The sequence below is a fragment of the Rhodococcus sp. MTM3W5.2 genome (genome assembly GCF_001984015.1).
Lineage (GTDB): Bacteria > Actinomycetota > Actinomycetes > Mycobacteriales > Mycobacteriaceae > Rhodococcus_G > Rhodococcus_G oryzae.
In genome coordinates this window covers 5,575,493-5,600,449 of sequence record NZ_CP019572.1, presented here as the reverse complement: position 1 = coordinate 5,600,449, position 24,957 = coordinate 5,575,493, and the positions used below count along the sequence as shown (strand labels likewise).

26 protein-coding genes and 2 pseudogenes are annotated in these 24,957 nt (G+C 70.4%); 14 read left to right on the top strand and 14 right to left on the bottom strand.

What is annotated here, in order from left to right:
• Nucleotides 1-33 precede the first annotated feature (33 nt).
• Nucleotides 34-441, bottom strand: coding sequence for a VOC family protein (locus BTZ20_RS25725; RefSeq protein WP_077043309.1), 408 nt, complete (start codon nucleotides 439-441; stop codon nucleotides 34-36).
• 95 nt (nucleotides 442-536) lie between these two features.
• On the opposite strand from BTZ20_RS25725, the gene BTZ20_RS25720 reads away from it, so the two are divergent.
• The 3 genes and pseudogenes from BTZ20_RS25720 to BTZ20_RS25710 all read left to right on the top strand — a co-directional run.
• The gene (locus tag BTZ20_RS25720; RefSeq protein ID WP_145982421.1) at nucleotides 537-1,127 is read left to right on the top strand and encodes a TetR/AcrR family transcriptional regulator; all 591 of its coding nucleotides are present in this window, start codon (nucleotides 537-539) and stop codon (nucleotides 1,125-1,127) included.
• Between the two features lie 259 nt (nucleotides 1,128-1,386).
• On the top strand, nucleotides 1,387-2,814 hold the full coding sequence (locus tag BTZ20_RS25715; protein WP_077044012.1) for an alkaline phosphatase PhoX: 1,428 nt from the start codon (nucleotides 1,387-1,389) through the stop codon (nucleotides 2,812-2,814).
• Between the two features lie 278 nt (nucleotides 2,815-3,092).
• A pseudogene (locus BTZ20_RS25710) lies at nucleotides 3,093-3,497 on the top strand (L,D-transpeptidase); the annotation flags it as partial.
• 60 nt (nucleotides 3,498-3,557) lie between these two features.
• Here BTZ20_RS25710 and rraA read toward each other — a convergent pair.
• Together rraA and BTZ20_RS25700 are read right to left on the bottom strand one after the other, a co-directional pair.
• The gene (gene rraA / locus BTZ20_RS25705; RefSeq protein ID WP_077043307.1) at nucleotides 3,558-4,037 is read right to left on the bottom strand and encodes a ribonuclease E activity regulator RraA; all 480 of its coding nucleotides are present in this window, start codon (nucleotides 4,035-4,037) and stop codon (nucleotides 3,558-3,560) included.
• Between the two features lie 34 nt (nucleotides 4,038-4,071).
• Entirely contained in the window at nucleotides 4,072-4,470 is a 399-nt protein-coding gene (locus BTZ20_RS25700) for a DUF5313 family protein (RefSeq protein ID WP_077044011.1), read from the bottom strand.
• A 509-nt stretch (nucleotides 4,471-4,979) separates the two neighbouring features.
• Between BTZ20_RS25700 and BTZ20_RS25695 the strand changes: the two genes are divergently transcribed.
• The 3 genes from BTZ20_RS25695 to BTZ20_RS25685 are packed head-to-tail and all read left to right on the top strand — an operon-like array spanning nucleotide 4,980 to nucleotide 7,217.
• Nucleotides 4,980-6,146 (top strand): hypothetical protein, encoded by a 1,167-nt coding sequence (locus tag BTZ20_RS25695; protein WP_077043306.1) that lies wholly within the window; start codon nucleotides 4,980-4,982, stop codon nucleotides 6,144-6,146.
• A gap of 36 nt (nucleotides 6,147-6,182) precedes the next feature.
• Nucleotides 6,183-6,929 carry a hypothetical protein gene (locus tag BTZ20_RS25690; protein ID WP_077043305.1) on the top strand — a complete coding sequence of 249 codons (747 nt, stop codon included), beginning with the start codon at nucleotides 6,183-6,185 and terminating at the stop codon, nucleotides 6,927-6,929.
• A 6-nt stretch (nucleotides 6,930-6,935) separates the two neighbouring features.
• The gene (locus BTZ20_RS25685) at nucleotides 6,936-7,217 is read left to right on the top strand and encodes a hypothetical protein (RefSeq protein WP_077043304.1); all 282 of its coding nucleotides are present in this window, start codon (nucleotides 6,936-6,938) and stop codon (nucleotides 7,215-7,217) included.
• A gap of 11 nt (nucleotides 7,218-7,228) precedes the next feature.
• On the opposite strand, the gene BTZ20_RS25680 is transcribed toward BTZ20_RS25685, so the two are convergent.
• The 3 genes and pseudogenes from BTZ20_RS25680 to BTZ20_RS25670 form a co-directional block, all read right to left on the bottom strand.
• A complete protein-coding gene (locus tag BTZ20_RS25680) occupies nucleotides 7,229-8,671 on the bottom strand; it encodes an adenylate/guanylate cyclase domain-containing protein (RefSeq protein WP_223263528.1) in 1,443 nt (480 codons plus the stop codon).
• A gap of 77 nt (nucleotides 8,672-8,748) precedes the next feature.
• Nucleotides 8,749-10,262 (bottom strand): annotated as a pseudogene (locus BTZ20_RS25675) (adenylate/guanylate cyclase domain-containing protein).
• Nucleotides 10,263-10,331: 69 nt separating this feature from the next.
• Entirely contained in the window at nucleotides 10,332-10,928 is a 597-nt protein-coding gene (locus BTZ20_RS25670) for a helix-turn-helix domain-containing protein (protein WP_077043303.1), read from the bottom strand.
• A 47-nt stretch (nucleotides 10,929-10,975) separates the two neighbouring features.
• Between BTZ20_RS25670 and BTZ20_RS25665 the strand changes: the two genes are divergently transcribed.
• The 5 genes from BTZ20_RS25665 (at nucleotide 10,976) to BTZ20_RS25645 (ending at nucleotide 17,423) form a co-directional block, all read left to right on the top strand.
• Nucleotides 10,976-11,845 (top strand): class I SAM-dependent methyltransferase, encoded by an 870-nt coding sequence (locus BTZ20_RS25665; protein ID WP_077043302.1) that lies wholly within the window; start codon nucleotides 10,976-10,978, stop codon nucleotides 11,843-11,845.
• 100 nt (nucleotides 11,846-11,945) lie between these two features.
• Entirely contained in the window at nucleotides 11,946-13,535 is a 1,590-nt protein-coding gene (locus BTZ20_RS25660; protein ID WP_077043301.1) for an acyl-CoA synthetase, read from the top strand.
• An 81-nt stretch (nucleotides 13,536-13,616) separates the two neighbouring features.
• Entirely contained in the window at nucleotides 13,617-15,170 is a 1,554-nt protein-coding gene (locus BTZ20_RS25655) for a succinic semialdehyde dehydrogenase (RefSeq protein WP_077043300.1), read from the top strand.
• A gap of 4 nt (nucleotides 15,171-15,174) precedes the next feature.
• Nucleotides 15,175-15,630, top strand: a complete 456-nt coding sequence (locus BTZ20_RS25650) for an SRPBCC family protein (RefSeq protein ID WP_077043299.1) — start codon at nucleotides 15,175-15,177, stop codon at nucleotides 15,628-15,630.
• Nucleotides 15,631-15,785: 155 nt separating this feature from the next.
• Nucleotides 15,786-17,423 (top strand): DHA2 family efflux MFS transporter permease subunit, encoded by a 1,638-nt coding sequence (locus BTZ20_RS25645; RefSeq protein WP_077043298.1) that lies wholly within the window; start codon nucleotides 15,786-15,788, stop codon nucleotides 17,421-17,423.
• Here the strand turns inward: BTZ20_RS25645 and BTZ20_RS25640 are convergent.
• The 7 genes from BTZ20_RS25640 to BTZ20_RS25615 form a co-directional block, all read right to left on the bottom strand.
• On the bottom strand, nucleotides 17,420-17,779 hold the full coding sequence (locus BTZ20_RS25640) for an MmcQ/YjbR family DNA-binding protein (RefSeq protein WP_077043297.1): 360 nt from the start codon (nucleotides 17,777-17,779) through the stop codon (nucleotides 17,420-17,422). The two genes, BTZ20_RS25645 and BTZ20_RS25640, sit on opposite strands and share 4 nt — an antisense overlap.
• Before the next feature lie 38 nt (nucleotides 17,780-17,817).
• A complete protein-coding gene (locus BTZ20_RS25635; protein WP_083743008.1) occupies nucleotides 17,818-18,693 on the bottom strand; it encodes a CopD family protein in 876 nt (291 codons plus the stop codon).
• 92 nt (nucleotides 18,694-18,785) lie between these two features.
• Nucleotides 18,786-19,316, bottom strand: a complete 531-nt coding sequence (locus tag BTZ20_RS25630; RefSeq protein WP_077043296.1) for a copper resistance protein CopC — start codon at nucleotides 19,314-19,316, stop codon at nucleotides 18,786-18,788.
• Nucleotides 19,313-19,975 carry a YcnI family protein gene (locus BTZ20_RS25625; RefSeq protein ID WP_077043295.1) on the bottom strand — a complete coding sequence of 221 codons (663 nt, stop codon included), beginning with the start codon at nucleotides 19,973-19,975 and terminating at the stop codon, nucleotides 19,313-19,315. The genes BTZ20_RS25630 and BTZ20_RS25625 overlap by 4 nt, the downstream gene beginning before the upstream one ends.
• Nucleotides 19,976-20,022: 47 nt before the next feature.
• The gene (locus BTZ20_RS26445; RefSeq protein ID WP_083742855.1) at nucleotides 20,023-20,253 is read right to left on the bottom strand and encodes a hypothetical protein; all 231 of its coding nucleotides are present in this window, start codon (nucleotides 20,251-20,253) and stop codon (nucleotides 20,023-20,025) included.
• 2 nt (nucleotides 20,254-20,255) lie between these two features.
• Nucleotides 20,256-20,522, bottom strand: a complete 267-nt coding sequence (locus BTZ20_RS26440; protein WP_083742854.1) for a hypothetical protein — start codon at nucleotides 20,520-20,522, stop codon at nucleotides 20,256-20,258.
• A gap of 54 nt (nucleotides 20,523-20,576) precedes the next feature.
• The gene (locus BTZ20_RS25615) at nucleotides 20,577-21,194 is read right to left on the bottom strand and encodes a DUF6474 family protein (RefSeq protein WP_077043294.1); all 618 of its coding nucleotides are present in this window, start codon (nucleotides 21,192-21,194) and stop codon (nucleotides 20,577-20,579) included.
• A 237-nt stretch (nucleotides 21,195-21,431) separates the two neighbouring features.
• On the opposite strand from BTZ20_RS25615, the gene BTZ20_RS25610 reads away from it, so the two are divergent.
• Entirely contained in the window at nucleotides 21,432-22,994 is a 1,563-nt protein-coding gene (locus BTZ20_RS25610) for a TM0106 family RecB-like putative nuclease (RefSeq protein WP_077044008.1), read from the top strand.
• Nucleotides 22,995-23,277: 283 nt separating this feature from the next.
• Nucleotides 23,278-23,472 carry a hypothetical protein gene (locus BTZ20_RS25605; protein ID WP_077043293.1) on the top strand — a complete coding sequence of 65 codons (195 nt, stop codon included), beginning with the start codon at nucleotides 23,278-23,280 and terminating at the stop codon, nucleotides 23,470-23,472.
• A gap of 150 nt (nucleotides 23,473-23,622) precedes the next feature.
• Here the strand turns inward: BTZ20_RS25605 and BTZ20_RS25600 are convergent, their stop codons facing one another.
• Nucleotides 23,623-24,390 carry an SDR family NAD(P)-dependent oxidoreductase gene (locus BTZ20_RS25600; protein WP_077043292.1) on the bottom strand — a complete coding sequence of 256 codons (768 nt, stop codon included), beginning with the start codon at nucleotides 24,388-24,390 and terminating at the stop codon, nucleotides 23,623-23,625.
• A gap of 276 nt (nucleotides 24,391-24,666) precedes the next feature.
• Here BTZ20_RS25600 and BTZ20_RS25595 point away from each other — a divergent pair, with 276 nt between their 5' ends.
• The gene (locus BTZ20_RS25595) at nucleotides 24,667-24,906 is read left to right on the top strand and encodes a hypothetical protein (protein ID WP_077043291.1); all 240 of its coding nucleotides are present in this window, start codon (nucleotides 24,667-24,669) and stop codon (nucleotides 24,904-24,906) included.
• Nucleotides 24,907-24,957 lie beyond the last annotated feature (51 nt).

Sequence of the window (24,957 nt, the reverse complement as noted above, 5' to 3'; positions counted from 1 at the left end):
GCATCGTCCAAGAAAATTGAACGCGGACCGGTCCTATTCGACGTACTGCTGCTCGAACTCGGCGGTGGGCGGGGTCGGCGTGATGACGTCGATCAGGACGCCGTCGGGGCCGGCGATGATGAAGTGCCGTTGTCCGAAGTCCTCCGTCCGGATGTCGAGCACCGCGCGGCGACCCCCGAGCGTCACGAGTCGCTCGTACTCGGCGTCCACGTCGTCGACCTCGACATTGAGGATCAGGCCCTGTGCGCGCGATCGGTGCCCGTCGGGGATGGTCTCGTGGGTGTGGTCGAGGATCGCGAGTTCGAGGTCGGGTTCGCGGCGAAGGCTTACGTACCAATCGGATTCGAATGTCGCCTCGAAGTCGAACCAGCGGCGGAAGAAGTCCGCCGATTCGCCGACGGCGTCCGTGCAGATCACCGGGTAGAAGCTCGTCGTGGCCATGAAGCTCTCCGTTCAAGATAGATACGTACGCAATGTATGTGTCTGAACATACGCATACACTGCGTATGTATCAATGGGTCATCGAAGGGGTGGGCTTGAGTCCGTCGAAGAAGGAACAGAGCGCTACGACAACGCGAGCCCTGCTCGCGGTGGCCGTCGAGATGTTCGCCGACCGTGGGTTCGGCGCGGTTGGACTCGACGACGTCGCAAAGCAATCCGGCCTCACCCGTGGTGCGGTCTACCACCACTTCGGCAGCAAGGCCGGGCTGTTCGACGCCGTCGTGGGCCAGGTGCAGCGCGAGGTCGCCGAGCGGGTGAGTGACGCCGCGGCCGGGGCCGGGAATCTGTGGGACGCCCTCGTCGAGGGCTGCCACGAGTTCGTCCGCGCCGGATCGGATCCCAGGATCCATCGGATCATGTTGATCGACGCGCCCGCCGTGCTCGGCTGGCAGCGCTGGCGGGAACTCGACGCGGCCAACTCGGGTCGCTTGCTGCAGGAGGTGCTCGACGAGTTGCAGACGGAGGGCACGATTTGTCCCGGCCTCGCGGCACCGGCCGCACACCTGCTGTCGGGTGCGATGAACGAGGCGGTGCTCTGGGTGGCACAGTCGGAGACCCCCGATCGGGACCGGGACTCGGCCTTGGCGACGCTCGACCGTCTGCTGGGCTCCCTGCGGCAGGGCTGACCTCGCCGAGTGTGCAGCTACCGCACGTCCCACTCGGCAGATGCCCAACAATTGCACACTCGGCGCGGTCGGTAGTTCCGTGCGGGCGTGTCCGAATTGTCCACGAATCCTTGGGTTTTCGCCTCGCGTGACATGGACGTGAACCCGCGGCGCCAGTAATTCCCTCCCGGTTCACGGGGAGGACACGAAGCATGCACGCAGTACGTCAGTGCGCTGAATAGCGTCCGGTCATCGTTGTTCATCGATGAAGGGATCGGACGTGACCACCTCACCACTCAACCGCAGGGCGTTCCTCGGACGCACCGCGCTCACCGGGCTCGGCGTCGCTCTCGCGGGAAGCGTCGACACCCTGTTCCGGCCCCAGGTCGCGGCCGCGGTGCCGGGGAAGGCGGCCGGGTACGGTCCGCTCGTTCCCGACCCCAACAAGATCCTGTCGCTGCCCGCGGGGTTCTCCTACACGGTCGTCTCGCGCTCGGGTGAGACCCTGCTCGACGACGGTTCGCCGGTCCCGAGCGACCCCGACGCGAACGGCGTGTTCGCGAACGGCAACGGTGCCACCATCGTGACCAACCACGAGGTCGGCAGTAACGAGCCCTTCGGTGTCCCGGTGGTCGCCGGCCTCACCTACGACCCGGGCGCACGCGGCGGCACCACCACCGCCACGGTCGGCCCGAACGGCGCGCGCCAGGGCCAGTACGTGAGCGTGGCAGGAACCGTGAACAACTGTGCGGGTGGCATCACCCCGTGGGGCACCTGGCTGACCTGCGAGGAAACCGAAGCCCGCGCCGGATCGAACGGCTTCACCCTCGCCCACGGCTACGTCTTCGAGGTCGACCCGGCCGGCCAGGCCGCGAACATCGACAAGAGCCCGATTCCGCTGAAGTTCCTCGGCCGGTACGCGCACGAGGCGGTCGCCGTCGACCCGGCGACGAGTGCCATCTACCTCACCGAGGACGCATCCAGCCCCAACGGCCTGTACTACCGGTGGACGCCGCCACAGGGCTTTGTCGGCGGCCGTGGCGCGCTCCACGCCCTCGCCCAGTCGCCCGGCGGGGACACCGCGGGCAGCCTGCAGGCGATGAAGTGCCTCTCCGGCGGCACCCACGTGCCGGACCTGTCGCAGGCCACCGTGCCGGGCGTCCGCTACAGCGTGCAGTGGGTCGACGTCCCCGACCGCGACGCGAAGTCCACCTCGGTGCGCAAGCAGTTCACGAACGACCAGGTCACCCGCAGCCGCAAGCTGGAGGGTCAGTGGTGGGGCGACGGCGGCGTCTACTTCGTCGCCAGCTTCGCCCGCACCAGCGACGGCAGCGTCGTCGAGCACGACGGCCAGGTCTGGTTCTACGACCCCGCCACCGAGACCGTCGAGCTCAAGACCCTTTTCGGCGTGAATCCGGACCCGTCCGTCGACACCGGCAACTACGACGGCCCCGACAACATCACCGTTTCCCCGCACGGCGGCATGATCCTCGCCGAGGACGGCGAGGGCATCAGCCACCTGATCGGCGTGACGGAGGACGGGCAGCCGTTCCAGATCGCCCGCAACGAGCTGAACGACAGCGAGTTCTGCGGTCCGGCGTTCAGCGCCGACGGGAAGACCCTGTACGCGAACATCCAGACGCCCGGTCTTGTCATTGCGATCACAGGGCCGTGGCGTCGGAAGACGAGCTTCCCGTTCGGCTCGTGACGGTGTGACGGGTGACCGCGGAGGAGCCGGGGGAGATCGAGACCCCATGACTCCCTCGCGGTCACCCGCCCGTGCCGGGGGTCCGGGCACTGTTGCAACGAGTCCCGCGGTGCCACACTGGATGGGTCGGTCACGTCTTCTCGAAGGGCGGCGCGGCGATGAGGACAACACCACAGCGCAGTAGTTTTCGATATCCGGTTCGGGTCATCGTCGCGGCGATCGTGATGATGGTGCTGCACATGGGATTCGGCGGCGTTACCGCATCGGCCGTCCCGATGGCGCGGTCGCAGGGCGGCGCGGTGTCCGCGGTCGCGAACGTCTCCACCCACCAGTTCACGGTCAGCATCGGGGATCAGGTGGTCCGAACGATGCCTGCGTCGATGGGCAAGCCGGGACACGAGACCCCGCTTGGCACCTTCGACGTGCTCGAGAAGGACCGGTACCTGGTGATGGACTCGTCGACATACGGGGTCCCGGTCGATTCACCTGAGGGATACCGGATCGACACCGAGTTCGCGGTCCGGCTCACATGGGGCGGGATCTACGTGCATTCCGCGCCGTGGTCGGTCGATTCGCAGGGCTACGAGAACGTCAGCCACGGCTGCATCAACCTCAGCCCGGAGAACGCGCAGTGGTTCTACGAGAACGTGCAGGTCGGGGACACGGTCGTCATCGTCGACTGAACGCGAACGGCCCGGGCGGACCTTCGTCGCACCCGGGCCGAACACGCTGATCTGTGGTGGTCAGTCCTCCGCGCGGACGACGACGCCGTCGTCGTCGCTGTAGACCATCTCGCCCGGGTTGAAGGTGACGCCGCCGAAGGTGACCGGCACGTTCTTCTCGCCGGACCCGGTCTGGGTGCTCTTGCGCGGGTTGGTGCCGAGGGCCTTGATGCCGATCTCGAGGGTGCGCAGGATCGCCGAGTCGCGGACGGCACCGTTGACGATCACGCCCGCCCAGCCGTTGGCGACGCCCTTGCCGCCGATGATGTCGCCGACCAGCGCGGTGTGCACGCTCGCGTCGCCGTCGACCACGAGCACGCCGCCGTTGCCGGGCTCGCCGAGGGTCTGCTTCACCAGCAGGTTGTCCTGGAAGCACTTGATGGTGGTGATGCGGCCGGAAAAGACTGCGCGACCGCCGAATTGGATGAACTGAGTGTCACAGCTGCGGATGTCGGGGCCGATCTCGTCGGCCAGATCTGCGGTGGCTACCTGCTCAGTCATCTGTTCTTCCCTTCGTCTGTTGAACGCATCCACCCTAGTTCGCCGCGGGCCCTCCGCGGCCGTGGCGCTGCTCATAGTCGTCGCGGGTGCTGTCCGCCCGGCGTTGCGCCTTTTCGTTGAGCAGTTCCGGGTCCAGGCCGTGGGCGAGCAGCCGGTGCCTGCGGTAGATGTTCATCAGCGCGATCGCGAAATACAGCACCGGGAACAACAACAGCGCCATCATCGCCAGCGGGATCCACCGCTCGCCGGGGATGAGCAGGTAGAACGCCAGGAACAGCGGGATCAGCGGCAGTGTGAACCGCAGCACGTAGCGCACCGAGGCGCCGGGGCCCACCAGGTCGTTGCGCACCCAGTCCTGCATGGAGTCGGGCAGGGTGCGGCCGAACAGGTAGCCGAGGTACTGCGTGAAGGAGGGTTTGCGCTGGTCGGGCATGGTCATAGGGTAGGGCACCCCTGGCCGGACCCGAGCGCCCGCTTGGTGGCGGATGGTCCGGCGACACCCGGCACCGAAACCGCCGGCTCGGACGAGGCCGGGCGGACCGCAACTTGCAGACCGACCGGTACGTGTCCTAAATTTCTGGTTTGCTCCCATCCGGGGGTACCGGAGGCTTGTTGTGGCGGCCCCGGAGGCAACACCGCAGCGAGACCGGCTCCGACTCGGGGCAGGCAATGTATTCCGGGGGGAATATGTATTTCGGGGGAATAGTCCCGCGCTCTGCGCCGGACCAGGTCATCTGTCGAGTCCAGCGCCGTTCGGCGCAGACCCGTCGTGCTCTCGACCGACACGGTTCTTCTCCACTTCGCTGACCCAGCAACCACGTCATCCATCCGCGGCCCAGCCGATCGGCGGCGCCGCGCGGCCCACTGCGGCCTCGGATCGCGTCGGCACCATCACGACCTCACGTGGTGGTGCCACCACCACGAAACATCGAAGGAGAACCCATGAACCACCACAGAGGCGCCCGTCATCGCGCGCGCACCGAGCGCGCAACGGTGGTGGGTGTGATCCCGCTGGCGATCGCGATCACCTGCGCGGGACCGGCTTTCGCCCAGCCCGGCGTGATGGTGCCGGAGGCCGAGCAGCCTGGCGTGGTGGCAGAGGCCGCCCCCGAGCCCGCGCCGGCGCCCGAGGCCGAGCCCGTCGACCCGGAGTCGAAGACCTACTGGATCGCCCCTCCGGTCGAGTACGCCGAGGTGCCGACCCGCCCGGTGCCCACCTACGACTACTCCGAGTACTCCGAGCCCGTCGCTCCGGTTCAGATCCAGGAACTGCACCTGCCCGTCCCGGTCGAGGTGGTGGCCCCCATCGAGGCGCCGAAGGAGCGGCTGCGGATCGGTGACTACGTCTCCGATCAGCCGAACTGGCTCTCCGACGAGTACCTGAACCGCACGAACAACACTTCCGCCGTGATCGAGGCACAGGTCAACACGTTCTGGAAGTCCATCGGTGTGGACGCCGAGCGCAGTGATCGCATCGCCGCCGCGACGATCGGCGGCGCCGCGGCCGGCGCGGTCACAGGCGCGATGACCGCCGGTGTCCCGTTCGCCGTCGGCGGTGCCCTCATCGGAGGCACCATCGGAGGCAACATCGGCGTGGGTATCGGCAATGCCTTCATTCCGGGAATCGGCTGGGTCGCAGCCGCCCCCGTCGGCACCGCCGCCGGAGCGGCCATCGGCGCCGCCGCGGCCGGAATCCCCGCGGCAGCGGTGGGCGCGGTCGTGGGTGGCGTGGCGGGCGGTGCCGCGGGTACCGCTTTCGGCGCCGGCGACAGCCTCGGCACCCCGACCGAGCTCGTCCTCCCGAACGTCACCGAGCCCGACGCCGCGGCGCTGAAGCTGCAGGCAGGCGAGGAGTACGCCCGGCTCGCCATGGAGCAGCCCGCCGCGGCCACCGCCGTTGTCGATGCTGTCGTTGCGGCTCCGCAGCTCGCGGAGCAGGTCACCGGTCAGGCGGTCGCGGCCCGCGAGGCCACCCTCGCCCAGCCTGGCGGCGAGCAGGTCATCGCCGGACTCGACGCCGCCGCTGTGGAGTTGAATCACGCGTTCGGCCCCGTCGCGGGCATGGTCGGCGAGGCGTTGGCCGCGGGCCGGGACGGCCTGGCCGTCTAGGGTCGCCAGCGCACCGGCAACAGGAGGTCCGACATCGTGGGCACACGACAACCGCCGCCGGGCGGCAGATTCGGCGAATCGTCGTCAGATCAGCGTCGCCCGCCCCCGTGGGTCCCGATAGCCGGAACGAAACCGGGCGCCTCCGACCCCGGTGCACCCGGTGCCTGGTTCGACAAACCGCAGGACGGTGCGCCGCCGGTCATCGACACGGGATGGGTGCCGCCGCAGTCCCAGCCGGGGTGGCTGCGGCGGCACCGGTTCGACGTGGCGCTGGCCGCTGCCGTCGCGGTGGTCGTCGCGGGCGGGGCGGCGACCGCGTTGCTGCTGGCCGACCGGGGGTCGTCAGACGGCACGGTCTCGCCTGCCACCTCTCCCGCCGCGGCCGAGGCCGACGACGCCGACGAGGAAACGTGGTGCGCCGGGTTCGCCGACGGTGAAGTGGTCACGCCCGACTCGTCGGACCGCGGCGCGGCGGCGATCGCAGGGTTCGAGGACGCCTACTACGTGGCCCGCGACGGGGTCCGGGCCCGCAGCTATGTCGCGCCCAACGCGCTCGTCGCCTCCGCGGAGCAGATCGGGCAGGGAATCTCCCAGATCCCTGTCGGCACAACGCATTGCCTGCTTGTCAAGCGGATCGGCGAGGGTCGGTACGCGGTCGACGTGTTCGACCGGCGTCCCGACAACAGTGCGAATCACTACCGCCACACCTTCACCACCGCGGCGGACCCGGGGTCGCCGACCGGGTCTGCCATCACGTCCATCACGCTTCGAGAGGGGAAGTGACCCGGCATGAGCCGCGGCTACACGGATTCGACTCGCACCTGGGCGATCCACACCTACAGGCAGACCCGCGACCAGTACCGGTCGCGGCTGGAATGCTGCGCCGCCATCGCCGCGGACGTCGGCGCACACACGAACACTGTGGTGCGCTGGGTCAACGACGAGCTGGGCCGCCCGCGAGTCGTGTCGGAGGAGGACCTCCCGCAGCGGGTCCGGGATCTCGAGAGTGAGGTCCGCAGGCTCAGGCAGGCGAATCGGGAACTGAGCGAACGTATTTCGCTCGGCACCTGATCCATATCCGCTCACTGCCGGGAGCGGCGCCGCTGCCGGGCGTTGGCCATGCTGACCGCGGCGCGCAGGATGTGCGGGGCGCGGCGGGCTGTTTGCAACACGGCCTGATCGATCATGTTGAGGCTCAGCTGTTTTCGAGGTTCGTCGTACGGCTCACCCTCGGTCGCGGCGTCGGTGGCGGCCAGCGCGTACAGCCGCCAACGGCCGGGGACGCCCTTGAGCTCGTGGTCACCACGGTCGACGAAGGTGAGCCCGGACCCGACCACCAGGTCCCGGACGGTCCGCGAGACCAGCACCTCGCCGGGCCCGGCCGCGGCTCCGATCCGGGCTCCGATGTGCACGGTCATCCCGGTCACGTCCGCCCCGATGCCCTCGATCTCCCCGGTGTGCACGCCCGCACGCACCGTCAGCCCCAGCTCCTCGGCCTGGTGGCACACGATCCGCGCGCATCGGACCGCCGCCGCCGGGCCGTCGAACACGCTGAGCGTGCCGTCGCCCGCGACGTTCACGAGCCTGCCGCCTGCCAACTCCACCTCGTTGCGGACCTGCCGCTCGTGGGTGGCCCGCAGGTCTCGGTAGGGGCCGTCGCCGATCCGGGCCAGCATCTCCGTGGACCCGGCGATGTCCGTGAACAGGACCGAGGCGAGGTGGCGGTCGGCGTCGACCGGCCGATGGACCCCGGTCGCGACCTCCTCGATGTGGTCGATGATCGGTATCCAGGCCTCGCCGAGTGACGAACCGGGTGCCGCGGCCGCCAGCGTGTGCAGCGTGGCGTGCGGGATCGAGTCGGTGACGTAGCGGGAGACCGCCTCGGGCATCGAACTCGCCGCCGGATGGAGCACCCGCGTCGTGCACTGGACGGAGGGGAGGGCGTCGGAGCAGTCGATCCGCAGCAGCCACTCGAGGTGCGCGCGGGCGGTCGCGGGCGGTGCGGAGCAGCGTTCGAGCAGCGCCAGCAGCCTGCGATTGAACGGCGAGTCCTGGCTGGGGTCCCACATGGACATGATCTGGCCGGAGCCCCAGTTGTCGTAGACGGCCCGCCAGCCCTCGACGTAGTGGACCAGGGTGTCGGGGTCCCAGCCGTGTGGGATGTCCGGGCCGTCGCGGAGCATGCCCTCGATGAACGGTTGCTGCAGCACCAGGCCGGTCACTCGCTCGGGCGCACGTGCTGCCACCAGGACGAGAGGCCCACAGGTGCTGCCGATGCCGACCAGGGTGGCGCGTTGCATGCCGACCGCGTCCATCACCGCGAGCACGTCGTCGGCCTGCTGCTCGAGGGTGGGGACGTGGTCGACCGGGTCGGACAGGCCGAGGCCGTGGCGTTGGAAATAGACGGTGCGCGAGAAGGTCGCGGTCCGCTCGAAGAGGTAGTGGATGTGCGGGTCGGTCCACATCAGGTCCGGGTGCAGGCCGATCTCGAGGAACAGCACCACGTCGGCGCCGCGCTCACCCACGACCTGATAAGCCAGCGCGTGACCGTCGCGCTCGACGTACCTGGTACCCGGGGGTCCATGAATCCAGGCTAGTCGCGTCAGTCGGGCCGACGGGACAATCGGCGCTGCCGTGCGTTGGCCATCCCCGCCGCGGCCCGCATCACGTTCGGGGCGCGGCGGGCCATTCGGAGCACCGCCCGATCGAGCATGGTGAGACCCAGGGTCTTTTGCGACGCGGTCGAGGGCTCGCACTCGGCCGCGGCGTCGGTGGCGGCGAGTGCGTACAGCCGCCAGCGGCCGGGGACGCCCTTGAGTTCGTGTGTCCCGTGATCGACGAAGGAGAGCCCGGAGCCGACCACCTGGTCCCGCACCGCACGGGAGACGAGCACCTCGCCCGGCCCGGCCGCGGCTCCGATCCGGGCGCCGATGTGCACGGTGATGCCGGTCAGTTCCGTTCCGATCCCCTCGATCTCGCCGGTGTGCACGCCCGCGCGCACCCCAAGTCCGAGGTCCTCGGCCTGGCGGCAGACGAGGTGCGCGCACCGGACAGCCGCTGCGGGACCGTCGAACACGCTGAGCGTGCCGTCGCCCGCGACGTTCACGAGCCGACCGCCCGCCAGCTCGACCTCGATGCGGACCTGCCGCTCGTGCGTGGCGCGGAGGTCCCGGTAGGGGGCGTCGCCGATCCGGGCCAGCGTCTCGGTGGACCCGGCGATGTCGGTGAACATCACCGAGGCGAGATAGCGCTCGGCGTCGACCGGCCGATGGACGCCGGTCGCGACCTCCTCGATGTGATCGAGGACCTCTATCCAGGCCTGGCCCATCGAGGTGCCGGGCGGAAGCGGGGGCAGCACGTGCAGTGTGCCGTGCGGAATCGCCGCGGCGATGTGCCGCGAGGCCGCCAGCGGGACCGCGCTCCGGGCGGAGTGGAGCACGCGCGTCCCGCACTGGATCGAGGCGAGCACATCGAAATAGTCGATCCGGAACAACCATTCGAGGTGGGCACGGGCGGTGGCGGGGGTCGCCGAGCAGCGTTCGAGAAGCGCCATCAGCCGCCGATTGAACGGCGAGTCCTGGGTGGGATCCCACATCGCGATGACCCCGCCGGACCCCAGTTGTCGTAGACCGTCCGCCACCCGTCGACGAAGCGGTCCCGCGCCTCGACGGTCCAGCCCCGCGGCAGGTCCACGCCCCCGCGGAGCGCGCCCTCGACGAACGGCTGCTGGAACACCATCCCGGTCACCCGGTCCGGGGTGCGCGCCGCGATCAACGCCAGGGCGCCGCATGTGCTGCCGATGCCGACCAGGGTGGCGCGTTCCATGCCGACCGCATCCATCACCGCGAGCACGTCGTCGGCCTGCTGCTCGAGCGTGGGGACGTGGTCGACCGGGTCGGACAGTCCGAAGCCGCGGCGCTGGAAGTACACCATCCGGCAGAAGGTCGTGGCGCGCTCGAAGACGTAGTGGATGTGCGGATCGGTCCACATCAGGTCCGGGTGCAGGCCGATCTCGAGGAAAAGGACCACGTCGACGTCTGCACCGCCCTCGCCCACGACCTGGTAGGCAAGCGCGTGACCGTCGCGCTCGACGTACCTGGTACCCGGTGGGTCCATGAGTCCAGGCTAGTCGCCGGACCGACCCCGCCGGGAGGCCGGCGCGACGGTTTCGGGGCGTGTGGTCCGTTATTCGTGCGGGTGCGGATCGCCGTCCTGGCCGTGCAGGTGGGCCCGCTCCCCGTCGCGATCGAAGATGGTGAGGATCTCCACGGGGCCCTCGTGCGCACCGATGGCGTGCGGGACCATGGTCGAGAACTCGGCCGCCTCACCGGCCTGGACCAGCAGTGTTCGCTCGCCCAGGTGCAGCCGGGCGGTGCCGGAGAGGACGGTGAACCAGTCGCGACCGGGGTGCACCCCCAGCTGCTCGGCCGTGGTGGGGCGTTCGGGGGTGATGCGCATCTTCGCCACGGTCACCCCTGGCAGGGCCCGGTCGCGGGAGAGGAGCCAGGTCGTCACCCCCCGCGTGTGCTCGGGCTGCGGACGGATCACCACGTCCTCGTCGTCGGCCGATTCGACCAGCTGGTCGAGGGTGGTGCCGAGGGCGCGGGCGATGGGGACCAGCTGATCGAGGGCGATCCTGCGGTGCCCGGTCTCGATGCGGCTCAGGGTCGAGGGGCTCAGAAAGCAGCGCGCCGCGAGGGCGTCCAGCGACCAGCCCCTGGCCAGGCGGAGGCCGCGGATGCGCTGCCGGATCATGGCGTCCATGGTGACTTCTTGCGTCATAGGCAAGATGGTATGCCTCATGCGCATGCCGCGCCTAGGGTGGAGGCATGACGCAGCACTCCCACCAGCACGGACACGGCCATCACCACGGACACGGACACCATGACGAGGCGGGCCTGGCGGACATGCTCGACCTCGACGCGGAGGTGCTCGGGGCGTACCTCGACGAGGTGACCGCGTGGGCGCAGCGGCACGCTCCCGACGCACCGCACACCGTCGTCGACCTCGGTGCGGGAACGGGCACCGGCAGCCTGGCGCTTGCGCGGCGGTTCGGGACCTCGCAGCTGATCGCTGTCGACAGGTCGGCGGTGATGCTCGAGCGTGTCCAGGCATCCGCCCGCGCGGCAGGCGTGGCCGATCGGCTGCGCGTCGTCCCGGCCGACCTGGACGCCGGCTGGCCAGCTGTCGGCTCAGTGGACGTCGCCTGGGCGGCCTCGTCGCTGCACGAGGTCGCCGACCCGGACCGGGTGCTGCGCGGGGTGCACGAGGGGCTGAACCCCGGCGGCCTGCTGGTCGTCGTCGAAATGGATGGGCTGCCGAGGTTTCTGCCCGACGACATCGGCGTCGGCCGTTCCGGCCTGGAGTCGCGGTGCCACGAGCTCCTGGCCAAGGCGAACTGGAACACCTACCCGGACTGGCGGCCGCACCTGGAGCTGGCCGGTTTCGATGTCCTCGAGCAGCGCACCTTCACTGTGGACGCGAGCACCGTCGACGCGGATCCGACACCGGAGCGCGCGGGACGGTACGCACACACCTTCCTGAGTCGTGTCCGCGCAGCCCTCGACGGCCAGCTGGCCGCCGACGACCTCGACACCCTCGACCACCTGCTCGCCGCTGACCACCCCGCATCGGTCCTGCGCCGCCGCGACCTGACCATCCGGGGCAGCCGGACCGCCTGGGCGGCCCGGCGACCCTGAGATCCCGGGAGACGAGACGCGGACACGAATTCAGCTCGGTGAGCACATCATTCGTGTTAGCTGGTCGCGAACCATTTCACCTGAAGCAAGGATTTCGGTCGTGCCGCTCAATATTGCCGATCTGTACGAGGCGGTCGCGGACGCGATCCCCGACCGCGTGCCGTTGATCTTCGGATCGCCGGATCCCGCGGGGGCCGGTCCGGGGAGGGCTGAGCGGCGCAGCTACGCGGAGCTCGAGCGCCGGGCGAATCGGCTCGCCCACCATCTGCAGTCGGTCGGGGTGCGGCCGGGCCAGCACGTCGGCATCCACATGCGTAACAGCATCGAGTACGTCGAGGGCCTGCTCGCCTGCCTGAAGATCCGGGCGGTGCCGGTCAACGTCAACTTCCGGTACACCGACGCGGAGCTGGTCTATCTCTACAACAACTCCGAGATCGTCGCCCTCATCGTCGAGGAGGAGTACCTCCCGACCGCTACCGCCGCGCTGTCGCGCTGCCCTGGCGTCGGGCATGTGCTGACCGTCGGCGCCGACTACGAGGCGGCGCTGGCGGCGCAGTCGCCGGATCGGGACTTCCCGCCGCGCAGCCAGGACGACCACTTCATCATCTACACCGGCGGCACCACGGGCATGCCCAAGGGCGTGGTCTGGCGGCACGAGGACTTCTTCTACGCCGCGCTGTCCGGCGCGAACCTGAGCGGCCCACCCCGCACCAGCGTGGCGGAGGTGGTCGAGGCAGCGGTTGCGAACACGAATCCCGCCGTGCTGATGCTCATTCCGCCGCTGATGCACGGGGCGGCGGTCTACTCGCTGCTGACCGCCTTCCTGATGGGGGCACCGCGGGTGATCGCGCGCAGCTTCGACCCCGTCGAGGTGCTGCGGCTGATCGAGGCCGAGAAGATCACCGGCATCACCGTGGTCGGCGACGCCATCGCCCGGCCGATCGCCGACGCCATGACGGCGCACGCGGGGGAGTACGACCTGTCCTCCCTCAAGCTGATCGGCTCCGGCGGGGCGCTGTTCTCGCCGCAGCTCAAGGACCGGCTGCGCGAGCTGGTGCCGGGGCTGGTCATCAAGGACGCGTTCGGAGCCTCCGAATCCGGCAACGACGGGGTGGTCGAGTTCGGCGAGGACGGCACCAAGCGGATCAGGGCCAACCCGAACATGCTGCTCGTCGACGAGCGGGGTCGGGCCGTCGCGCCGGGCTCGGACGAGCTGGGCTACATCGCGCGCCGCGGCCACGTCCCGGTCGCGTACTTCGGCGACCAGGAGAAGACGGCAGCGACGTTCCCGGTGGTGGACGGGGTGCGGATGGCCATCCTCGGCGACATGGGGCGGATGGAGGCGGACGGCACCATCGTGCTGCTCGGCCGGGGCTCGATGTGCATCAACTCCGGCGGCGAGAAGGTGTTCCCCGAGGAGGTGGAGCAGGCCCTCAAGACGCACCCGGCGGTGCTCGACGCCCTCGTCGCCGGCGTGCCCGACGCCCGGTTCGGCGAACGGGTCGCGGCGGTGGTGGAGCTGCGCGAGGGCGATCACGGCATCGACACCGCCGAGATCGCCGAGCACTGCCGCGAGCACGTCGCGGGCTACAAGATCCCGCGGTCGATCGTGGTGGTGCCGTCGATCGTGCGGTCGCCGAGCGGCAAGGCGGACTACCGCTGGGCCAAGGAGACGGTCGCGCAGGGCTGAGTCGCACTCCCCTGTGACGCCGGCCACGGACCAGGTAAGTTGTGTGTAACCGCAAGAACTACTCACCAGTAGGGGTACGAAATGCCTGCTCCGTCCGCCGCGACCTTCGCGCGGCTCGCCGACCTCATCGCCATTCCGGACGCGGCGAGCCGCCCGACCCGCCCCATCGTGGAGGCCTTCACCGGCCGCGAACTGACGACCGTCCCGGTCGGCACCGCGGAGGACGCCGTCGCTGCGATCGAGCGCGCCCGGGTGGCTCAGCGGGAGTGGGCCAAGCGTTCCGCCGACGACCGCGCCCGAGTCTTCCACCGCTACCGCGAGTTGGTGCTGGAGAACCGTGACGCGCTGCTGGACATGGCGCAGGCAGAGACCGGCAAGTCCAGGGCCGCCGCCCTGGAAGAGGTGCTCGACATCGCCATGACCTCGCGGTACTACGCCCGCGTCGCCCCGAAGCTGCTCAAGCCGAAGCGCGTCCAGGGCATGCTGCCCGGCCTCACCAAGACCGTCGTGCACCACCACGCGAAGGGCGTCGTCGGCGTCATCTCGCCGTGGAACTACCCGATGACCCTCGCGGTGTCCGACGCCATCGCCGCCCTGATGGCGGGCAACGCGGTGGTCATCAAGCCGGACAGTCAGACCCCGTACTGCGCGCTCGCCTGCGTCGACCTGATGTACCAGGCCGGCCTGCCCCGCGAGGTGTTCGCGGTGGTCCCCGGCCCCGGATCCGTGGTGGGCACCGCGATCGTCGAGAACACCGACTACCTGATGTTCACCGGCTCCACCGCCACCGGCCAGCTGCTCGCCGAGCAGGCCGGCCGCCGGCTGATCGGCTTCTCCGCCGAGCTCGGTGGCAAGAACCCGATGATCGTCACCAAGGGCGCCAACCTGCGCGAGGTGGCCGACGCGGCCGTCCGCGCCTGCTACTCGAACTCCGGCCAGCTGTGCATCTCCATCGAGCGGATCTACGTGGAGCAGCCGGTCGCGGACGAGTTCACCAAGCTCTTCGGTGAGCGCGTCCGGAACATGACCCTCGGCGCCGGCTACGAGTTCGGCATCGAGATGGGCAGCCTCGTCTCCGAGGCGCAGGTCAAGACCGTCTCCGGGCACGTCGACGACGCCGTGGTCAAGGGCGCCACCGTGGTCGCGGGCGGCAAGGCGCGCCCCGACCTGGGCCCGCTGTTCTACGAGCCGACCGTGCTCACCGGCGTCACCGACGAGATGGAGTGCGCCCGCAACGAGACCTTCGGTCCGCTGGTGTCGATCTACCCGGTCGCCGACGTGAACGAGGCGATCCGGCAGGCCAACGACACCGAGTACGGACTCAACGCCAGCGTCTGGGCGGGCAGCAAGGCCGAGGGGGAGGCCATCGCGGCCCAGGTCCGCGCGGGCACCGTCAACGTCGACGAGGGTTACGCGCCCGCATGGGGCAGCACCGCGGCGCCGATGGGCGGCATGGGTGTGTCCGGCGTCGGCCGCAGGCACGGTCCCGATGGTCTGCTCAAGTACACCGAGTCGCAGACCATCGCGACCACGCGGGTGCTGAATCTCGGTGGGCCCCGCGGGCTTCCGCCGAAGGTCTGGGCAAAGGTGCTGGCGCCGTTCATCAAGGTGCTGCAGTACGTCCCCGGACGCTGACCGGATGGATCACGCGAGCGTACTGATCGAGGCCGCGCCGTCGGCGGTGTGGGATGTGGTCACCGACATCGCACGCATGGGCCGGTTCAGCCCGGAGAACACCGGCGGGCGGTGGACCGGTGGCGAGCCGATGACCACCGGTGCGACCTTCACGGGCAGCAACCGGCACGGCCCCGTGCGGTGGACCACCCATTGCACGGTGGTCGATGTCGTTCCGGGCGAGCGGTTCTCGTTCGAGGCTGACGAGCCGAAGGCACGCTGGAGCTACCTGCTCGAGCCGTCCGGCACCGGCACCCGGCTCACCGAGACCAGGGAGATCTACGGGACACCCGCGCTGTGGGTGCGGATCGTGCAGCGCTCGAAGGTGCTCGGTCGGGACCGGGACACGCTGATGCGGGCGGGCATGCAGACCACGCTAGAGCGGATGAAGGCGCACCTGGAGGCGCACCTGGAGGTCTAGGGCACTTGCCCGGATCCCGCTCGGCGCCGCGGCGAATCCATCGAAAGTATGAAACTCGGCGCGCCCCCGGCATTTCGCGGCGACAGGGCGTGGCGACGGTGATGGAATCGTGGCGGCGCCGTTCGGCGCCCGCTGTCACGTGGAAGGGGCACCCCATGGCCGCCGAGTCGACCGACCTGGAGCCGAGGGCCGATCGGCGCGCCTGGATCGGGCTCGGGGTGCTCGCCGCGGGACTGTCCATGATCGTGGTGGACGGCACCATCGTCGGCGTCGCGCTGCCGGTGATCATCACCGACCTCGACCTCGACCTGACCGACGCCCAGTGGGTCAACAGCGTCTACTCGGTGGTGTTCGCCGCGCTGCTGCTCACCGCCGGGCGGCTCGGCGACCGGCTCGGCCGCCGCCGCATGTTCATCCTCGGCGTGCTGGTGTTCCTGTTGGGCAGCGTCTTCGCCGCGCTCGCCACCAGCGCGACCTCGCTCATCATCGCCCGCGTCATCCAGGGCGTCGGTGGCGCCTTCGTGCTCCCGACGACCCTCTCGAGCGTGAACGCGACCTTCCGCGGCAAGGACCGGATCGTCGCGTTCGCCGTGTGGGGAGCGGTGATCTCGGGCATGGCGGCGGTCGGACCGCTGCTCGGCGGCTGGCTCACCACCTACTTCACCTGGCCGTGGATCTTCATCGTGAACATCCCGATCGGCATCGCGGTGATCATCGGTGCCCTGTACGCGGTGCGGGAGACCAAGGCCACCATCACCGAGCCGGGCCTCGACGTGGACGGGCTGCTGCTCAGCGCGATCGGCTTCGGCGGCGTCATCTTCGCCCTGATCGAGGGGCAGAGCCTCGGCTGGTGGAAGCCGATCGCCCCGTTCAGCGTGTTCGGGATCGAGTGGCCGCAGGACGCGCCGGTGTCGGTGGTCCCGGTCGTCGGCGCGATCGGCGTGCTCTCCCTCGTGCTGTTCGTGGTCTGGGAGCGACACCGGGCCCGCGGCAGCCACCGCTCGGCGATCCTCGACCTGAGCCTGTTCTCCGTGCCGACGTTCAGCTGGGGCAACCTGACCGCGCTGACCGTGGCGATCGGCGAGTTCGGCCTGCTGCTGGTGCTGCCGCTGTTCCTCGTGAACGCGCTCGGCCTGACCACCATGGGCGCGGGCCTGGTGCTGGCCGCGATGGCGTTGGGCGCCTTCGCCTCCGGCGCAGCGGCCCGGCACGTCGCCGCCGCGCTCGGTGCGCCGAAGACCGTGATCCTGGGATTGGCGCTCGAGGCCGTCGGCGTGGCGGTGGTGGCGTTCGCGCTGTCCTCGACGGTGTCGCCGTGGCTGCTCGCCGCGCTGCTGGCGATCTACGGCGCGGGCCTCGGGCTGGCGTCGGCGCAGCTGACCGGAACGGTGCTCGCCGACATCCCCACCGAGAAGTCCGGGCAGGGCTCGGCCACGCAGAGCACCGTGCGTCAGCTCGGCGCCGCACTCGGGTCGGCGGTGCTGGGCGCGGTGCTCTCGATCTCGTTGGCGCAGAACCTCTCCGACAGCCTCGAGCCGGTCACGTCGGTGCCACCGCCGGTGCAGGAGCAGCTGGTCACCGCGACCAGGGACTCCGCGGGCGGCACCATCTCCGGGCTCCGCGAGCAGGGCGAGGACGGCAAGCTCGGCCCGTCCGGGCCCGAGGTGACCGCGGCGCTGTCGGAGGGCTTCGGCGACGCGACCCGCACGGCGCTGTTCGTGGCGTCCGGGTTCCTGGCGCTCGGCCTGGTCAGCGCGACCGCGCTGAACGCGCGGTCCCGCAAGGAGACCTAGCCGGCCGCCCGGTCGCGGTCGTAGGCGGCGACCACCCGCTTCGGGGCGGTCAGCCGCCACGCCTCCTCGACGAGCTCGGCCAGCTCCTGCGGATCCACCCGGTCGAGGACGACGTCGATCCAGCCCCAGCGCCCGAAAAAAGGGGCCACCAGGAAGGTCTCGGGGTCCTGTTCGAGCAGCGCGGCCTGATCGTCGCGGGTGGCCTTGAGGCACGCGGTGGGCGCGCCGTATCCGACCATCGCGAACATCTTCTTGCGCACCCGGAAGGTCGGTTGGTTGCCCCAGTTGTCGACCACGATCTCCTCCGCCTCGGGGAGGGCCAGCATCAGCGCGCGTACATCCTGCTCGGAGGGCATGGGGTAGTTATAGCGCCGCTCGCCGACACCCGCATGGTTCAGGCGGTGGTGGCGAGCGCGGCGGCCAGGCCGAAGGCGACGGCCATCGCCAGCACCTCCAGCACCGCGCGCCGCAGCGAATCCTCCGCCTGCATGCGGTGCGCACCCGCCGCGGGCACCCAGGTCCGGCGCCACCACCAGCCGAGCGCGCCGAGCGCGAGCAGCGCCGCGGTCTTGGCCAGCACGATCCGCCCGTAACCGGTGTCGACCAGCGCGCCGACGCCGCCGAGCTTGACCGCGGCGTCGATCACACCGGTCACCGTCAGCACCGCGACGCACCGCCAGGCCAGCTCCGAATACCTCGGCAGCAGGGTGGCCCAGGCGCCCCTTGCCCGCAGCAGCAGTGCCATAGCGACCAGCGGTCCCAGCCACAGCGCGGCGGCGAGCGCGTGCGCGGCGCCGAGCAGCGAACCGAGGGTCTGCGCCGACATGTGCCCGGTGACGGGACGGGCCGCGAGCGCGACCGCGGCGAGCACCGCGACAGAGGTGATCGGCCAGTCGGCGCCCCGCCGGAACGCCAGCGCCGCGATCACCGCGATCGCGGTGGTGCAGGCCACGGTGGCGCCGCCGATCTGGCCCGCGTTGACGTCACCGAGAAACCGGCCGAACGTGGTCGAGGAGAGCGCGCCTGCCCCGGTCTCGGTCGTCTCCGCCGCCGCGGCGACCACCAGGGCGACCTCGGCCAGCGTCCAGGCCCCGGCCAGCGCCGCGATCGGCCGCCACAGTTGGCCGCGCGCGATCACCGGCCGCGGCTCGGATCGCTGCAGCCACTCCAGTGCCGTCAGGCCGAGCACCGTCGACCCGAGGAGGACGGCGAGCACCCGGATCAGGCTCGACGGGTCGGGGCTGGCAGGGCGGGCCAGCAGCCAGGCCATCCCGACCCCGGCCAGGCCGGCGGGCGCGGCGAACAGCAGCCATCGTGGCGAGATCTGCCACCGCCGCCGCGCGCCCGCCGAGGCCACCGAGGTCAGCTCTTGCCGCTGGGACGGCGCAGCGCGAACGCCAGCCCGCCGCCGAACACCAGCACGCCCGCGACGATGAACGGCCACATCGGCAGCCCGTCCGAATCGCCGCCCTCGGCGTCGGCCTTGTCGCCACCCGGCTTCGCGCCGGGGGTGCCCGAGCCCTGCTCGGTGAGGGTGAAGGTGCGGGTACCGCTGACGGGATGGCCGTCGGCGGAGGTCACCCGGTAGGCGATCGTGTAGTCCCCGGTGGGGCCGAGCTCACCGACAGGGACGCTGACCGAGGGGCCCTGCACGGTGGGCTCCCCCTTCGACCACAGGTTGCCGTCCGGGCCGACAACGGTGAGGGTGGCGAAGCTGGGCTGCATCGGTTCGTTGAACGTGATGACGGCCTGCTCGGGGCCCACCGCGACGGACGAGCCGTCCGCGGGGTTCGAACTGGTCACCACCGCGTGTGCCCCGGCGACGCCCGCGCCGAGCAGCGCGGCCACCGCCGCGAACATCGTCACGGCCAGGACGCGGATCCGGGTGCTCATGAGCGCCGTCCGCGGACGGTCGCGCCGACGCCGAGCGCGGCGCCGAGTGCGCCGAGCACCAGGCCGATGCCGCCGAGCCAACGGGCCGTGGTGTCCACGCCGTCGTCGTCGGTGGTCGCGGCGGATGCGGTCGAGGCGCCGTGGTGGCCGTCCTCGGACTCCGAGGCGGGGGCCAGCGCGAGGGCGGGCGCCGGCTTGTCGGGCTCGCTGCCGTCGGGGCCGGGCTGCTGATCCCAGTTCACGACCTGGCCGTCGCTGTAGGTCTGCGTGGCGGCGAAGGACACCTCGTCCTGCTCCGGCAGCGGTCCCGTGGACAGCAGGAACTGCTGGAACTGGCCGGGTCCGACGCTGACGCCCGGATCGGCGGTCCAGGTGACGGAGGTGGCCTCGCCGGAGGCGGCGTCCTTGGTGACCTGCGACGTCCAGCCCGGCATCGGCTCGGTGCGGGCGGATGCCAGGTTGGGCAGCGCCACCGTCAGCTTGGTGGTGCCCGCGGTCTCCGACTCGGTGGGCACCTTGAAGGTCAGGACGGTGTAGCCGCCCTGCTCGGCGCCGGGGGCGCTGACGGAGACGTGAGCGGAGGCGAGGCCGGTGCCGAGCAGCAGGACGCCGCCGGTGGCGCCGACCGTGAGGAGGGCGCGGGAAATGAGGGTGGTCATGGGGTTCTTTCTCGAGAGGGGAGGGCGGGCTCGGGTCGCTGAGTCCGTTATGCGGGCACCGCCGCGGGCGGTCCCCGTCTCGAGATGCAGAAGTGCAGCAGCGTCACGGTCGCGATCGGGTCAGTCGATGCGGCGCGGAGCGAGAAGGTCGTGCGCGGCAGCGGATTCCACCGACGCAGGACGGACCGCAGCACCCGGGTGATCGGGCCGTACACGGCCTCCGCGGCCAGGATCAGCGCCGCGCACAGAGCCGTCGCGACGGCGTGGGCGGCGAGCATCGTCAGCCCGCGGGGGAGAGCTCCGGGCCGTGGAACTGGTGCGCGGTGAGGGCGGTCGACAGCGCGAGGTGCCCGACGAGCTGCCCGGCCGCCAGCGCCCCGAGCAGCGCGCCGCGGCCGCCGCCCAGGCCGCCGGCGAGCGCGCCGACGGCGGCGCAGCACAGCACCAGCAGCGTCAGGGCCGAGGAGTCCGGGTAGCCGCCGCCCGCGACCCCGTGGCCGGCCACGGCGAGCGCCGCGGTGAGCGCCCCGACCGCCGCGCCGCGCATGCGGGCGGTGTGGTCGGGGCGGGGGTCGGCATCGTCGGAGCGTCGGGCCTGGGGTCAGCGGACGCCGAGGCGGGCGAGCAGGTCGGCCTCGACGCCGTCGAGTTCGGCCGAGATCGCGTGGTGGGCGGCCCTGCGGCGCTGGACCGGCATCTGCTCGGAGGCCCGGACGGCCGTGCTGAGTTCGGCCAGGCGACCGAGGACGGCGCCGGTGAACCGGGTGGCCTCGGGGTCGGGGTACTGGGCGGCGATGGCGTTCGCGGACCGCTCGGCGCCGGCGATCCGGGCGCTGAGGTGGGCGCCGTGCCCGGTGTAGGTGCCCAGCTCCTCGGGGGCGATGCCCATCTTGTTGGCGCGCTGCTGGTCGAGCTGCGCGCGCAGCATGGTGGCGCCGCGGTAGACGAGGGGGGCGAGCACCGGCGTCAGCAGCCGGGCGATGCCGAGGTACTTGCGGATCTGGCCGACGCTGAGCTTGCCGCGGGTGGCGGCCTTCTCCTGCGCCTTCAGCGTCGCGAGCTGAGCCTTCTCGACCTTCTTCGCGGACTTGGCCTCGGTGCGCATCTTCTTGCGGTCGTTGCGGGCGCCGAGCTTCGCCTCGACCTTCGCCTTGTGCTTGAGGGCCTTCGCCTCGGCACGCCGGGTCGCGCGTGTCTTACGTTTCCTGAACAAACCCATGCGTAAGGCCCCTCATTCTTGGCGCTCGAGCGTCGGCACACCTCGTCCCCGACAGCCTATCCGCGACCGCCAAGGGCGGCGGCGGCGAGTCCGGCAGCGCTGGTTCTGGCCGCCGCGCAGGCGGGCGCGGTGCGGGTTGTCGGTGCGACGGACCATAATCTCGTCATCGTGAACTCTTCGCAGGACCTCCGGGATCCGCACCAGGACGCCGAGCCGGGCCGCAACGGCACTCGGTCGGTGCTCATCGATCCCAGGACGCTGACCACGTGCCGGCACCGGGTCCACCTCGACTCGGCCTATCCCGAGCTGATCGCGTCGGCGCCGGAGGACATCGGCGTCCAGCAGCGCCGGGAATCGGCCCAGGCGCACCGGGAGGACATGCTCCGGCGGTTGATGGCGCCCGGCGGTCACACCTGGGTGCTGATCGACCAGTCCGTCCCGACGCGGGAGCGGGCGGCGGCGACCCTGCGGGCCTGCGCCGAGGGCGCGGACCGGATCTGGGGCGCGGTGTTGCCGCTCGAGTTCGACACCGGCAGGCGCGGGCGGGCGGAGCTGTTGATCCGGGATGCCGATCGCGGGGGATACATCCCGGCCATCGTGGTGAACCACAAGGTCACCGATCCGGGCAGCGGCGCGGTCACCTCCGGCCTGGACGACTGGGCGCCGGGCGTGGACCCGGACCGGAAGGTGCGCGCCCAGCTCCGCGATCAGCTCCGCCTGGCGCATCTGCAGCGAATGCTGCAGGCGCAGGGTGTGGCGAGCCCGTCGATGCTCGGCGGCGTCATCGGGTACGGCGGCGAGCGCTTCCTCGTGCACGACCTCGCCGCGGTGATGGACGTGTACGACGAGCGGTTCGCCGACCGGCTGGCCGTCGCGCGCGGCGAACGCTTCACCTCGCCGTCGCAGATCGGTGAGTGCCGGTCCTGCCCCTGGTGGTCGCGGTGCAAGGAGAACCTGACGGCCGCGCGGGACGTCAGCCTGGTGGCGACGGGCTCGCGGGCCGAGGCGCTGCGCGCGGCCGGGGTCTACACCATCGACGACCTGGCGGCATGGGACGGACCTGCGCCGGAGGAGTGGCAGGGCAACGGGTTCGAGGACGTGGTGGTGATCGCGAAGGCCTGGCTGGGGCAGGTCCCGCTGGTGCGGCGGCGGCCCGAGGTCACGGTCCGCCGGGCCGACGTCGAGGTCGATGTGGACATGGAGAGCTACCAGGAGCACGGCGCCTACCTGTGGGGCACGCTGCTGACCGCGGACGGCGTGACCCAGCCGTACCGGCCGTTCGTCACCTGGGACCCGTTGCCGACCCGGGACGAGGGCAGGTCGTTCGCGGAGTTCTGGGGCTGGCTGATGGGGGTCAGGGAGGAGACCCTCGCGGCGGGCAAGACCTTCGCGGCCTACTGCTATTCCCGTGCGGCGGAAGACAAGTGGCTGCTCGACTCGGCGACCCGGTTTGCCGGGATGCCGGGGATCCCGACGGTCGCGCAGATCCGAGCCTTCATCGACAGCCCGGACTGGGTGGACGTCTATCAGGCGGTGAGCGACCAGTTCATCTGCCCGAACGGTAAGGGGCTCAAGAAGATTGCGCCCGTCGCCGGGTTCAACTGGCGGGACGCGGACGCCGGCGGCGAGGCGTCGATGAGTTGGTATCGGGAGGCGGTCGGCTACGACCACGATCCGGATCTCGAACAGCGGGAGCGGTTGTTCGTCTACAACGAGGACGACGTGCAGGCGACGCGGGTGCTGCGGGAGTGGATGACCGACCGCGCCGATCTTGAGGTCCCGCTCGCCTCGGACCTGTAGTCGAACGAGGGCCCGGGGGTAGCCCTCGGCCCCGCCGTGTGCAGAACTTCCTGATCGTGGGGAGGGCGATCTTCGTTGCGGGGTCGATGAGGTCACCGCGGATGCGAAAGTGTTGCGTAAGACGCTTGAGCTGCAAGTATGTGGTTTTTCGACATCCGGTGTGGGTGGGGATGTTGGGTGCTAGCGTACCGCCGTCGGGGTGTCCAATTGGTTGGATGCCCGTCATCGCTCGTGGAAGGGGAGTGCCATCGTGGGCAAAAGCATTGTGCGTCAGGGTGTATCGATGATCGGTGCCGTCGCGATCGTCGTGGGTGGGGTTGTCGCGGGTGGGGTCGTCGGGGCGGGGACCGCGAATGCGGCTTGTATCGAGGATGGCAATGGTGGATGTGCCAACGACACACCGATCTTCCCGGGGGTTGTCGGCGAGTTCCTCGCGGACATCTCTCGCACAGGCATTCTGCCGTACTTCTCCTCCTGACCGGTGTGGGTAGTCGCGCTGCATTGGCGCGACCACCCACGTTTGGCGACGGTGAGGCATTGAATTATCGGGTGGGTCCGGGATGAGGTTCGGCGTGCGGATTCGATCGGGTCCGGATGCGGGGGCCCGATCGAATCCGTGAACGGGTCGTTACCGCGGCGCCATGCGCAGCGCGCCGTCCATGCGGATCGTCTCGCCGTTGAGGTAGTCGTGCTCGACGATCATCTGCGCGAGCTGCGCGTACTCGGAGGGGTTGCCCAGGCGGGACGGGAACGGCACGCCAGCCTCGAGGCCCTTGCGGTACTCGTCGGTGACGCCCGCGAGCATCGGGGTGTCGATGATGCCGGGGGCGATGGTGTTGACGCGGATGCCGAACTGCGCCAGGTCGCGGGCGGCGGGCACGGTCATGCCCTGCACGCCACCCTTGGAGGCCGAGTAGGCGATCTGGCCGATCTGGCCCTCGAACGCGGCGACCGAGGCGGTGTTGATGACCACGCCGCGCTGGCCGGACTCGTCGACGGTGTCGGTCTTGGCGATCGCGTCGGCGGCCAGGCGCATCACGTTGAACGTGCCGAGCAGGTTGACGGTGATGACCGTGCGGAACAGCTCCAGATCGTGCGGGCCGTTCTTGGACAGGATGCGGCCGGCCCAGCCGACGCCCGCGCAGTTGACGACGGTGCGCAGCGGCACGCCGGACGCGACGATCTGCTCGACGGCGGCCTGGACCTCGTCGCCGCTGGTGACGTCGGTGGGGATGAGGGTGACGCCGGCGGGGACGCTGTCGCCCGCGCGCTCGATGGACTGGGCCAGGTCCAGCCCGAAGACGGTGGCGCCCGCGTCGGCGAAGCGCTTGGCGGTCGCAGCGCCGAGGCCGGAGGCAGCTCCGGTGACCAGTGCCGCGGTTCCCTGGATTTCCACAGTCGATCCTCTTTTCTGGCGGCCACCGTTGGCCGACCGGTAGTGACCTGAACGATAGCGCCCGGTCGTGAGTCTGGTTAACGACGGTTCACCGAACAGTGTGCCAGCTGTGCTGCTCCAGCCGGCGGTAGTCGTTGCGTATAACGGTTGACCTGCGACGATGCCGATTCTCGATTTCGCTGCGGCGATGGCCGGCCGGCCCTAGTCTGACGCGGTCGGGGGCGTTCCGTTGGGTGTGGCCGCCCCGGTCATCACACTTCGAACGAAGGAATTTGCATGCTGCGAAATCTGACGCGCCGCGGCGCGTCTTTGCTTGTCGCCGGGGCTCTGCTCGGCGGCGGTCTGGCCCTCGGCGGGGGCGCGGCGTCGGCCGAGGAAGCACCCGGCGACGCGAGCGGCTCCGCCGAGCCATTCATGATCACTGTCGGTTGCAATGCGGTACAAAGCGAAACGCCCTGTGAGGTTCAAATGGCCAACCAGTTTGTGAAGGCCCTGCTGCGGGGCCTCGGGTCCTGACAAGAACCTCGTCAGTCCGCTGGTTGGGTGTGGTTGCCCCTGTCATCACAC